The following is an 11,042-nucleotide window of genomic DNA, read 5'->3' on the forward strand; positions in this document are numbered from 1 at the left end:
ATCCTGGACCCCTTTGAAGACTACTGGGCCGGACTGAAAGAGCAGCCGGAGCCCTACGCCCCGGGGTCCTGGGGCCCTGCCTCGGCGGATGAACTGCTGGCCCGCGACGGACGAACCTGGAGATGGCCATGATTGTAGATTTGCCGGACACCACCACCTCGAAGATCTCCAAGAAGATCACCGCCCTGCGTGAGCAGGGCGGCGTGATTGCCCTGGGCCGGGTCCTGACCCTCGTGGTCGTGACCCGCTCCGGGCTCGAGGAAGAAACGATCGAGGCCGCCAACGAGGCCAGCCGCGAACACCCCTGCCGGATCAGTGTGCTGGACCTGGACACCTTCGTGACCGAGCGCATCACCACTGGCGACGTGGCGGAAGTCTTTACCAAGATGTACGAGGAAAAAGTCCTGTGCCCGATCGTCGAAGTACAGTCCCAGAAGGAGCTCTCATGACAGTCACCATCGAAAACCTGATCACCTCGGGAACGTTTGCACTCGACGGCGGCACCTGGGACGTGGACAACAACGTCTGGATCGTGGGCAACGACGATGAATGCGTGATCATCGACTGCCCGCATGACGCCGAGGCGATCATCAACCAGGTCCGCGGCCGGAAGGTCCTGGCGATTCTGCTGACCCACGCGCACAACGATCACATCGGCGCGGCGCGGCAGGTCGCGGGCGCTGTCGGCGCCCCGCTCGTCCTGAACCCGGAGGACCTGGTCCTCTGGAAGCAGGTCTACCCTGATACTGAACCGGACCGGTATCACGGGGACGGTGACGTGTTCGAGGTGGGCGGCACCGCGCTGTTGGCCATCCACACCCCGGGCCATTCCCCGGGCTCCACCTGCTTCTACCTCGAAAGCGAGGGAACGATCTTCACCGGCGATACCCTCTTTAACGGTGGCCCGGGAGCGACAGGACGCTCCTACAGCGACTACCCCACGATCCTGACCTCCATCCGAGATCGGCTGCTTCCGCTGCCGGCCAAAACCGTGGTCCGCACAGGCCATGGTAACAGCACCACCATTGGTGCGGAGCGGGAGACCCTGGCGCAGCTGGCCCAGTGAAGAGGCCCAGTGAAGAAGCGAACAAGGTCGCCACTGAACCTCTCCACCGGAATCCGCCACCAAGCGCAAAGCGGCCGGGTTCTGCGAGAATGAGGCCACGGCCGTGGCCGAGGAAAACACCCTCCGCACGGTCGGGGCCGAGTCCTGGGCCGAGCACTCCTCGCCGAACTCTCCGGGAAACGGAGTACTGGCCGGGCAGGCTCAGCGAACCGGCGGTCATCAGGGAGCGGCCTAGGATCCCGGACCACCTTGTCCCGACACAACCCGTCCCCGAGTGTCCTTCCCGATTCCGGGGCCGGCCCCGCTGGCGCTCTCTAGTCCGTCTTCCGGCCCGAGTGCTATGAGACAGGGTACGCTGTCACCGGAGTCCGTGGCTGTGTGCCAGGGCGATGGCCTCGGTGCGTGAGCCGACCTCGAGCTTTCTGAACAGGTTCCGCACATGGAACTTGACCGTATTCTCGCTGATGCCCAGCTTTAAGGCGATGGTGCGGTTGCGTTCTCCGGCGACAAGGTGCTGGAGCACTTCGAGTTCCCGGGCGGCAAGGTCCCATCCGGCGACATCCCCGGCCGGGCGTGCCGGCAGGTCCAACGGGAGGGTGACGAAGACGTCTGCACCCCAGCCTGGCATGACGTCGATCCGCAGCTGTCCGGTGAGCGCTTGGACCCGGCGGTCCAGGCGGGCGATGCTCGGCGCGTCGGCGGCGAGCTTACCGCGGCCGTCGTCGCGTACGTTGATCAGGAGGTTTTCGCCGTCGCAGTCCCACTGCGTCCGTATTCTGCTGACGTCGGGTTGTTCCGTCATGGCCAGTACCAGTCCTCGGACGATGGCTCGTGCCGCGTGGGCAACTTCGCCGGGCAGGGCCCTTCCATTCAGGGGAGGTTCGATGAATTCGACCTCGATGCCGCTGAATCGCGTGAGCGGTCGCAGGTCCTCGCGCAGTCGCTCGAAGGCTGTGGCGACGGGCTCTTCCACCAGGTCCGTCGTGCGGTCGCTGAGAGTGCGCAGCCGGACCAAGGCCTTGGCGGTGAGGTCAGTGACAGTGGTGCGTGCCGCTGCATCCTCCAGAGAGGATGAGCGCAGGGCTGCGAGGAGGGTCTCCAGGGTCGTGGAGTGCAGATCGGTCAGTTCCGCCGTCACGCGTACGCGTTCAGCTGAGGCCGCCCGCGATTCCAGCAGATACGACGGCGGCGCATCGGCCACTTTCTCCTGGATCCGCCGGGCAGCAAGGTGCCACAAATACGTCACCAAGTCCAGCTCGGCGTTGTGCCCTGGATCGGCCGGGTGAGGATCCGTGAGGACGAGGAGGGCCTGGCTGGAGGCGTGTTTTAGGGCGAGTACGGGGCGGGGGCGGCCGGCGAGCTCGGCTTCCCCGAACCAAGGTGTCTCATCCGAAAGGGCGCCGCGAAGCGTGTCCAGTTCGGCGATGGAGACCCGGGAAATGATTTCTTCCGCGCCCGCCTTCTTCTGCGGCCGCCCCGTGCAGTCTTCGGTGAAGATGACGAGCGCGCTGCTTCCCAGATGGGGGAGCGTTGCATCACGGAGCCGCTCCGCAATCTGGCCCAGGGGGGCATCGGCCAATGCTGCCACGCTCTCCAAAAGTGGCCACTGCGGGTCTGGAAGTGGCATAGCAGATTCATTCAGGGGTTGGTCAGCAGCTGCGCTCATCCGGCCAGCATACCGGGGCGGAGGCGCCCAGCCAACCCTAAAGGGTAGTAAGAACCGTCAGAAAACAGTGTTACACCTGCCCGTTTGGTTAGAGACGATGGATATCAACCAGAAGCATCCGTGCGGCCGCCCACAGGCCGATGACCGAATCAAAGGAGATTAAATCGTGAATCCGACAGCAAATGCGACGCGTGCCTTGATCAGCACCACTGAATCAGAAACACTCAACTGGACGTCCGAGGACCAGCGCGCGGTGGACACGGCCCGTGTCCTGGCCGCGGATGCTGTGGAGAAGGTCGGTAACGGCCACCCCGGCACGGCGATGAGTCTGGCGCCGGCCGCCTACCTTCTTTTCCAGAAGCTGATGCGCCACGACCCCCGCGACCCGGACTGGCTGGGACGCGACCGTTTCATCCTGTCCCCCGGCCACTCCTCCCTGACCCTTTACATCCAGCTGTTCCTGTCCGGCTACGGTCTGGAGCTGGACGACCTTAAGGCGTTGCGAACCTGGGATTCGCTGACCCCCGGCCACCCTGAGTACAAGCACACCGCGGGTGTGGAGATCACCACCGGCCCGCTCGGCCAGGGGCTGGCCTCCTCAGTGGGCTTCGCCTACTCACAGCGCCGGATGCGCGGACTGTTCGATGCCGACGCTGCCGAGGGCACGTCCCCGTTCGACCACACCATCTGGGTCATCGCTTCCGACGGGGATATCCAGGAAGGCGTCACGGCCGAGGCTTCCTCACTGGCCGGGCACCAGGAACTGGGCAACCTTGTAGTTGTCTACGATGAGAACCACATCTCCATCGAGGACGACACCGACATCTCCTTCACCGAGGATGTCCTGAAGCGTTACGAGGCCTACGGCTGGCACACCCAGCGCGTTGACTGGACCGAGACGGGCGAATACGTCGAAGACGTCCAGGAGCTCTACAGCGCACTCCTGGCAGCGAAGGCAGAGACGTCCAAGCCGTCCATCATCTCGCTGCGTACCATCATCGGGTACCCGGCGCCGAAAAAGCAGAACACGGGCAAGATCCACGGTTCCGCACTGGGCGCCGAAGAGGTCGCAGGCGTGAAGTCCGCCCTGGGCTTCGATCCTGCCAAGTCCTTCGAGGTGAACCAGGAAGTCCTGGCACACGCCCGCTCGGTAGTGGACCGCGGGGCCGCGGCCCGCAAGGAATGGGATGGGTCCTTCAACGCCTGGCAGTCAGCCAACCCCGAGGGCGCCGCCTTGTTGGAGCGGATCGAGGCCAAAAAGCTTCCGGCCGGACTCGACGCCGTCCTGCCCGTCTTCGAAGCAGGCAAGGACGTCTCCACCCGTGCAGCGTCCGGGAAGGTCCTGAACGCCCTCGGCCCGGTCATGCCGGAACTCTGGGGCGGTTCGGCCGACCTTGCCGAGTCCAACAACACCACCATTGAGGGATCACCGTCGTTCATCCCGGCTTCCCGCTCCACGGATACGTGGAAAGGCAACCCGTACGGCCGGGTCCTGCACTTCGGTATCCGGGAGCACGCTGCGGCCTCGATCGTGAACGGCATCTCGCTGCACGGCCGGACCCGCGCGTTCTCAGGCACGTTCCTGATCTTCAGCGACTACCAGCGCCCGGCCATCCGCCTCTCCGCCTTGATGGGCGTCCCGTCCATCTATGTGTGGTCGCATGACTCCATCGGCCTGGGCGAGGACGGCCCCACGCATCAGCCGGTGGAACAGCTCGCCACCCTGCGCGCCGTCGTGGGCCTGGACGTAGTCCGCCCCGGTGACGCGAATGAAGTGGGCATAGCGTGGAAGACCATGCTGGAAAACCACGAGAACCCGGCCGGCATCATTCTGACCCGTCAGAACGTCCCGACTTTCGCCCGCGGCGAGGGTACGGCCGAGGGTGACACCTTTGCTTCCCCGGCCGGTGTGGCCAAGGGCGGCTACGTGTTGGCCGAGGCATCCAGGAACGGCAGGACCGTTGACGCCCAGGTCATCCTGATCGGCACCGGCTCCGAGGTCCAGCTCGCCGTCCAGGCCCGCGAAGCCCTTCAGGCCGAAGGCATCGGTACCCGCGTTGTCTCCATGCCGTGCGTCGAGTGGTTCAACAAGCAGGACGCCGCCTACCGCGAGTCCGTGCTTCCCGCTGCAGTCAAGGCCCGCGTCTCGGTAGAGGCCGGGCTGGCCCTAGGCTGGAGGGAATTCGTCGGCGACGCAGGCCGGTCCGTCAGCCTCGAGCACTATGGCGCTTCCGCCGACTACAAGCGCCTTTTCCAGGAGTTCGGCATTACCGCGGAGGCTGTCGCTGCCGCCGCTAAGGACTCCCTCGCCGCCACAGGAAACTAACCCTCTCAACTGCACTGCAGCCGGCGCCGCGGGACGGCTAACAAGCGTCCCGCGGCGCCGGCGCAAGCTCTCAACTATTCATGATTTTCGAAGGAAGCAGACGCCATGACCAACGCAACCCCCACCGCACAGCTGTCCGACGCCGGTGTGTCCATCTGGCTGGACGACCTCTCCCGCGAGCGACTCGCCAGCGGCAGCCTGCAGAAGCTCATCGACGAAAAGAACGTCGTCGGCGTGACCACCAACCCGTCCATCTTCCAGGCCGCGATTACATCCGGCTCTGACTACGATGCAAAGATTGCCGAACATGCCGCGCAGGGCACCGGCGTCGAGGAGACAATCTTCGAGATCACCACCACCGACGTCGCCGACGCCTGCGACCTCTTCGCCCCGATTGCAACCGCCAGCAGCGGCGTGGACGGCCGTGTCTCCATCGAGGTCGACCCCCGTCTGGCCTGGGACACCGAAGGAACCATCGCTGAGGCCAAGAACCTCTACAAGAAGGTTGACAAGGACAACGTCCTCATAAAAATCCCGGCAACTCTCGAAGGCCTCGCGGCTATCTCGGCAACCCTGGCCGAAGGCATCAGCGTCAACGTGACCCTGATCTTCTCGCTTGAGCGCTACCGCGCCGTCATCAACGCCTTCCAGGCCGGACTGGAGCAGGCCAAGGAAAACGGCCACGACCTGTCCAAGATCCACTCGGTCGCCTCGTTCTTCGTCTCGCGTGTTGATTCCGAAATCGACAAGCGCCTCGACGCCATCGGCACCGACGCAGCCAAGGCCCTCAAGGGCAAGGCCGGCGTCGCCAACGCCCGCCTCGCCTACCAGGTCTACGAGGAGCTCTTCTCCACCGAACGCTGGGCAGTCCTGGCTGAAGCCGGCGCACTCCCGCAGCGTCCCCTGTGGGCCTCCACCGGCGTCAAGGACCCGGCCTACTCCGACACCCTCTACGTCACCGGACTCGCCGCCGCCGGTGTGGTCAACACCATGCCCGAAAAAACGCTCGACGCCACCTTCGACCACGGCGTCGTCACCGGCGACACGATCTCCGGCGCCTATGCCGAGTCCAAGGCCGTGCTGTACGCACTGGACGCCCTGGGCATCTCCTACAACGAGGTGGTTGCCCTCCTCGAATCCGAAGGCCTGGACAAGTTCGTGGCCAGCTGGAAGGAACTACTGGCCGACGTCGAAGGTGCCCTTGCCGCTGCACGGAAGTCTTCCTAGCCCACTGAGCTCTGACCGCCACCGAAAGGCAGACACCATGCCCGTTTCACCCCTGAATTGCTGTATCAACCCCAGCATCCTCTCGGCCGACTTCGTCAACCTTGAGGCCGAGCTGGCCCGCATCAGCAACGCCGATGCCGTGCACGTGGACGTCATGGACAACCACTTCGTTCCGAATCTGACCATCGGCCTGCCCGTCGTGGAACGGCTGCAAAGGGTCAGCCCCGTGCCGTTGGACGCCCACCTGATGATTTCCAATGTGGACCGCTGGGCGCCGCAGTTCGCCGACGCCGGCCTGAGCTCGGTGACGTTCCACGTCGAGGCGTCCGAGGCCCCGATCAAACTCGCCCGTGAACTTCGCGCACGCGGGGCCAAGGCGGGCATGGCACTGCGCCCGGCCACCCCGGTGGAACCGTACCTGGACATGCTCCCGGAACTGGACCTGCTCTTGATCATGACGGTGGAGCCGGGCTTTGGCGGCCAGGCATTCCTGGATGTCATGTTGCCCAAGATCCGCCGTGCCCGCGCGGCGGTCGAGGGTTCGGGGGTGGACGTGGCCATCCAGGTTGACGGCGGTATCACGGAGGAAACCATCACGCGCGCCGCGGAGGCCGGTGCCAACGTCTTTGTGGCCGGATCCGCCGTGTACGGCAGGCCGTCGCCTGCGGACGCCATCGAGTCGCTGCGCGCGAACGCCCAGCTCGCCTTCGCCCCAATAACCTCGCCTTCACCCCAATAACTCTGTACGCCAACCAGTCTGAAGGACCACAAATGCGCGTTCACATCGCAACCGACCACGCCGGCATGGAGCTCAGCTCCCATCTCATCACCGCACTGTCAGCTAAAGGCTACGAGATGGTAGACCACGGGCCGGCGGCCTACGATGCCGAGGACGACTACCCGGCATTCTGTATCAAGGCCGCGTCCGCCGTCGTGGCCGACCAGACCGCTGGCGTGGACGCCCTCGGGATAGTGCTGGGCGGCTCGGGCAACGGCGAGCAGATCGCCGCGAACAAGGTCGAGGGCGTGCGCGCCGCTCTGGCATGGAACCTGGACACGGCCAAGCTGGCCCGCCAACACAACGACGCCAACGTGGTCGCAGTCGGGGGACGCCAGCACACCGTCGAGGAGGCTACCGAATTGATCGAGGCATTCCTCACCGAACCATTCACCAACGCCGAACGCCACGAACGCCGCATCGGCAAGATCGCCACCTTTGAAACCACCGGCGAGGTTGCCGAGTAGCTCGTCGCTTCACGAGGGGAATCGGTGCGGTTGAGGATTGGTAATCTCACCTCGGGCAGTTTGTCCCGCTGCACGCCAATCTCAGGCACCTTCCCCTAACCCAATGAAGAAGCCGCCTTCCGGTTCGGTTGAGGATCGCAACGGAAGGCGAGAAATGCCCTGACCAGCAGGGAAGAGCCCATAGACGAACTCCAGCATAGGAGTCACCATGCCCATTGCAACCCCAGAGATCTACTCCGAGATGATCGATCGCGCCAAGGCCGGAGGCTTTGCGTTCCCGGCGGTCAACGTGACGTCGTCGCAGACCCTGAATGCAGCCATCCGCGGGTTCGCCGAGGCTGAGTCCGATGGCATCATTCAGGTTTCCACCGGTGGCGCGGCGTACTGGTCCGGCGCGTCGGTCAAGGACATGGTTGCCGGTTCGCTCGGCTTCGCCGCTTTTGCCCGCGAAGTGGCCAAGAACCACAACGTCAACATCGCGCTGCACACCGACCACTGCCCCAAGGACAAGCTGGACGGTTTTGTCCTGCCGCTGCTGGCGGCGTCGGAGGCCGAGGTCAAGGCCGGCCGGAACCCGATCTTCAACTCGCACATGTGGGACGGCTCGCACGAGACCCTCGAAGACAATCTGCGCATCGCGCGCGAACTGCTGGCGCGTGCCGCCGCTGCGAAGATGATCCTCGAAGTTGAAATCGGCATCGTGGGCGGCGAGGAAGACGGCGTTGAGAACGAAATCAACGAGAAGCTCTACACAACGGTCGAGGACGCCCTGGCCACGATCGAGGCCCTCGGCGCCGGCGAGAACGGCCGCTACATCACGGCCCTGACCTTCGGCAACGTCCACGGTGTGTACAAGCCCGGCGGTGTGAAGCTGCGCCCGGAGATTCTCAAGGACATCCAGGCCGAGGTGGGCGCGAAGATCGGCAAGGAAAACCCGTTCGACCTCGTGTTCCACGGCGGTTCCGGCTCCAGTGACCAGGAAATCGCTGACGCCGTTTCCTACGGCGTGATCAAGATGAACGTCGACACCGACACCCAGTACGCCTTCACCCGTCCGGTGGCCGGGCACATGCTCGCCAACTACGACGGCGTCCTGAAGATCGACGGCGAAATGGGCAACAAAAAGACCTACGACCCCCGCGTCTGGGGCGCCTCCGCCGAAGCCGGCATGGCTGTCCGCATCGTCGAGGCCGCCCGCCAGCTCGGCTCCCTCGGCAAGACGTTCTAGTTATGTCCGACGAGTTCCGCAAGAACCCGGTGGGCACCGAGCCCACACTCCTCGCCGCCTAAAAGCGGGCGCCGCCGGCTTGGCGGACGCTGATCGCTGCTCATGCGGCCCGGATTGGCAGCAGCGTGACTCGTTGCCTTTGCCGCCACAGCTGCCGTGGTTCCTGACGGAACCCTCCAGGGACTTCCCAGACTGTTTGGTCGGAGGCGGGCAACTCAGCCGAACAGGACGGCGGCTTCGTCGTAGCGCTTCTGCGGAACGGTCTTGAGCTGGCCCAGGGCCTCCCGGAAGCCCACTTGTTCGATTTCCGTGCCTTTCAGGGCAACCATGGTGCCCCAGAGGCCCTCGACTACAGAGTCGATCGCGGCCATGCCCAGGCGAGTGGCCAGGACCCTGTCGAAAGCTGACGGAACGCCGCCGCGCTGGATGTGGCCCAGGACGGTGGCGCGGGTTTCGATGCCGGTGCGGCTTTCAATGTCGGGGGCGAGCTGGTCCGCGATCCCGCCAAGCCGCGGCCGGCCGAACGTGTCCAGGCCGCGCTCGGAGTGCGGGGATTCCATGTGGTCCGGAACAAAGCCCTCGGCCACCACAATCAGCGGTGCGCGGCCGCGGGTGTGGGCTTCCTGGACCCACTCGGTGATCTGCTCGACGCTGACCTTCTGCTCGGGGATCAGGATGGCGTGCGCACCGGCGGCCATGCCGGCGTGCAGGGCAATCCAGCCCACATGGCGGCCCATAACCTCGGCGATCATGCAGCGGCGGTGGGACTCGCCCGTGGTCCGGAGCCGGTCAATGGCCTCGGTGGCGATCTGCACCGCCGTGTCGAAACCGAAGGTGTAATCCGTGGCGTCAAGGTCGTTATCCACAGTCTTCGGGACGCCCACAATCTTCAGCCCGGCGTCGGTCAGGCGTTTGGCGGCAGCCAGTGTTCCTTCGCCGCCGATCGCGATGATCGCGTCGATGCCGAGGCGGTCCATGTGGGCCTTGATAACTTCCGGCCCGCCGCCGTTTTCGAAGGGGTTGGTCCGGGACGTCCCGAGGATGGTGCCACCCTGCTTGGCGATGCCACGAACCATGATGCGGGGGATGTCGATGATGTCGCCTTCGACGACGCCCCGCCAGCCGTCCAGGAACCCCACGAATTCGTGGCCGTGGATGGCAATGCCCTTCAACACGGCACCGCGGATAACCGCGTTCAGTCCGGGGCAATCGCCGCCGCTGGTAAGAATTCCAATTTTCATGTCTCGGCTCAAATCATAGGAGAGGGTTTACAGGCAGAGCGTCACACGGAGCTCTCCTGGAAGTGCGTGGGAGTTGCGAAGTACGACAGAGTTTCGGAAGCAAGCGGTGCGAGGCTGGATTTCAGGCACCGCCACTTTTTGCGCTCGTATCCCAAGGTCTGACACGGCACAGTTCTCGAGATCAGGACCCAAAAATCACAAAGAACCTTTTGATCCCCTCGTGGATCTCCCCAAGTCCTTCGCCACCCAATTGGGAAGACGACGGCATGGGAAATCAAAAATGCGGCCTTCCAAGACGTCTATGACCGGAGATGTGGGCTGGTACGGTTCGCCCATTGGATTTACCTTTCTGCTGTAACTCGCCGCAAGGCGGCGGGCTAGTGGTGGTGGCCGCGGCTCAATTAGGCAGCGGTTGAATCTATCCCAGGGCGGCAAGGACCGACATGGCCTCCTGAACAACATCCGTGGCAGGGAAGAATGGCCGCTTCAGGCCCGCCATCTCTTCCATGACGCGGACTACCTGGCAGCTGTAACCGAACTCGTTGTCGTACCAGACGTAGAGGACGAGGTTCTTTTCGTTGGAGATGGTGGCCAGGCCATCAACAATTCCTGCGCGACGGGAACCGACGAAGTCCGTGGAAACAACCTCGGGGGAGTCAACGTAGTCGATCTGCTTGCGCAGGTTCGAGTGCAGTGACATTTCCCGGAGGAAGTTGTTGATTTCATCCTTGGTGGTCCCGTTCTCCAGGCTCAGGTTCAGGATCGCCAGCGAGACGTCCGGCGTGGGGACGCGGATTGAACTGCCGGAAAGCTTGCCCTGAAGTTCGGGCAGTGCCTTTGCCACAGCGGTGGCCGCTCCGGTTTCGGTGATGACCATGTTCAGCGCGGCGGAGCGGCCGCGGCGGTCGCCCTTGTGGAAATTGTCGATCAGGTTCTGGTCGTTGGTGAAGGAGTGGACGGTCTCCACGTGGCCGTGGATCACGCCGAACCTGTCGTTGATGGCTTTCAGGACCGGGGTGATGGCGTTGGTGGTGCAGGACGCC

The 11,042-nt window shown here is 64.2% G+C and carries 9 protein-coding genes and 2 pseudogenes; 8 read left to right on the forward strand and 3 right to left on the reverse strand.

Going from position 1 to position 11,042, the window contains the following annotated elements:
- The 3 genes and pseudogenes from V6M49_RS12190 to V6M49_RS12200 all read left to right on the forward strand — a co-directional run.
- Positions 1 to 132, forward strand: a 132-nt coding sequence (locus V6M49_RS12190) for a hypothetical protein (protein ID WP_332761258.1), incomplete at its 5' end; no start/stop codon positions are given.
- A pseudogene (locus tag V6M49_RS12195) lies at positions 129 to 323 on the forward strand (glucose-6-phosphate dehydrogenase assembly protein OpcA); the annotation flags it as partial. The gene V6M49_RS12190 and the pseudogene V6M49_RS12195, both read left to right, overlap by 4 nt.
- Before the next feature lie 122 nt (positions 324 to 445).
- Entirely contained in the window at positions 446 to 1,066 is a 621-nt protein-coding gene (locus tag V6M49_RS12200) for an MBL fold metallo-hydrolase (protein WP_141138590.1), read from the forward strand.
- Between the two features lie 358 nt (positions 1,067 to 1,424).
- On the opposite strand, the gene V6M49_RS12210 is transcribed toward V6M49_RS12200, so the two are convergent.
- On the reverse strand, positions 1,425 to 2,693 hold the full coding sequence (locus V6M49_RS12210; protein ID WP_332761254.1) for a helix-turn-helix transcriptional regulator: 1,269 nt from the start codon (positions 2,691 to 2,693) through the stop codon (positions 1,425 to 1,427).
- Between the two features lie 205 nt (positions 2,694 to 2,898).
- On the opposite strand from V6M49_RS12210, the gene tkt reads away from it, so the two are divergent.
- The 5 genes from tkt (at position 2,899) to fbaA (ending at position 8,758) form a co-directional block, all read left to right on the forward strand.
- On the forward strand, positions 2,899 to 5,058 hold the full coding sequence (gene tkt / locus V6M49_RS12215; RefSeq protein ID WP_332761255.1) for a transketolase: 2,160 nt from the start codon (positions 2,899 to 2,901) through the stop codon (positions 5,056 to 5,058).
- A 105-nt stretch (positions 5,059 to 5,163) separates the two neighbouring features.
- Complete coding sequence (gene tal, locus V6M49_RS12220; protein ID WP_332761256.1) at positions 5,164 to 6,285, forward strand: transaldolase; 1,122 nt, start codon at positions 5,164 to 5,166, stop codon at positions 6,283 to 6,285.
- 37 nt (positions 6,286 to 6,322) lie between these two features.
- Positions 6,323 to 7,024 carry a ribulose-phosphate 3-epimerase gene (gene rpe, locus V6M49_RS12225; protein ID WP_141138587.1) on the forward strand — a complete coding sequence of 234 codons (702 nt, stop codon included), beginning with the start codon at positions 6,323 to 6,325 and terminating at the stop codon, positions 7,022 to 7,024.
- A gap of 32 nt (positions 7,025 to 7,056) precedes the next feature.
- The gene (locus V6M49_RS12230) at positions 7,057 to 7,530 is read left to right on the forward strand and encodes a ribose-5-phosphate isomerase (protein WP_141138586.1); all 474 of its coding nucleotides are present in this window, start codon (positions 7,057 to 7,059) and stop codon (positions 7,528 to 7,530) included.
- A 208-nt stretch (positions 7,531 to 7,738) separates the two neighbouring features.
- Positions 7,739 to 8,758, forward strand: coding sequence for a class II fructose-bisphosphate aldolase (fbaA, locus tag V6M49_RS12235; RefSeq protein WP_332761257.1), 1,020 nt, complete (start codon positions 7,739 to 7,741; stop codon positions 8,756 to 8,758).
- Positions 8,759 to 8,973: 215 nt separating this feature from the next.
- Here the strand turns inward: fbaA and V6M49_RS12240 are convergent, their stop codons facing one another.
- Entirely contained in the window at positions 8,974 to 9,999 is a 1,026-nt protein-coding gene (locus V6M49_RS12240; RefSeq protein ID WP_141138584.1) for an ATP-dependent 6-phosphofructokinase, read from the reverse strand.
- Positions 10,000 to 10,417: 418 nt separating this feature from the next.
- Positions 10,418 to 11,042 (reverse strand): annotated as a pseudogene (locus V6M49_RS12245) (glyceraldehyde-3-phosphate dehydrogenase); the annotation flags it as partial.

This window comes from Pseudarthrobacter sp., from assembly GCF_036675385.1.
Taxonomy (GTDB): Bacteria; Actinomycetota; Actinomycetes; order Actinomycetales; family Micrococcaceae; genus Arthrobacter.

Excerpts from the sequence above, each read along its gene's own strand:
- V6M49_RS12200 (WP_141138590.1), top strand. The coding sequence starts at position 446 with ATGACAGTCACCATCGAAAACCTGATCACCTCGGGAACGTTTGCACTC.
- V6M49_RS12210 (WP_332761254.1), bottom strand. The coding sequence starts at position 2,693 with ATGCCACTTCCAGACCCGCAGTGGCCACTTTTGGAGAGCGTGGCAGCA.
- tal (WP_332761256.1), top strand. The coding sequence starts at position 5,164 with ATGACCAACGCAACCCCCACCGCACAGCTGTCCGACGCCGGTGTGTCC.
- rpe (WP_141138587.1), top strand. The coding sequence starts at position 6,323 with ATGCCCGTTTCACCCCTGAATTGCTGTATCAACCCCAGCATCCTCTCG.
- V6M49_RS12230 (WP_141138586.1), top strand. The coding sequence starts at position 7,057 with ATGCGCGTTCACATCGCAACCGACCACGCCGGCATGGAGCTCAGCTCC.
- fbaA (WP_332761257.1), top strand. The coding sequence starts at position 7,739 with ATGCCCATTGCAACCCCAGAGATCTACTCCGAGATGATCGATCGCGCC.
- V6M49_RS12240 (WP_141138584.1), bottom strand. The coding sequence starts at position 9,999 with ATGAAAATTGGAATTCTTACCAGCGGCGGCGATTGCCCCGGACTGAAC.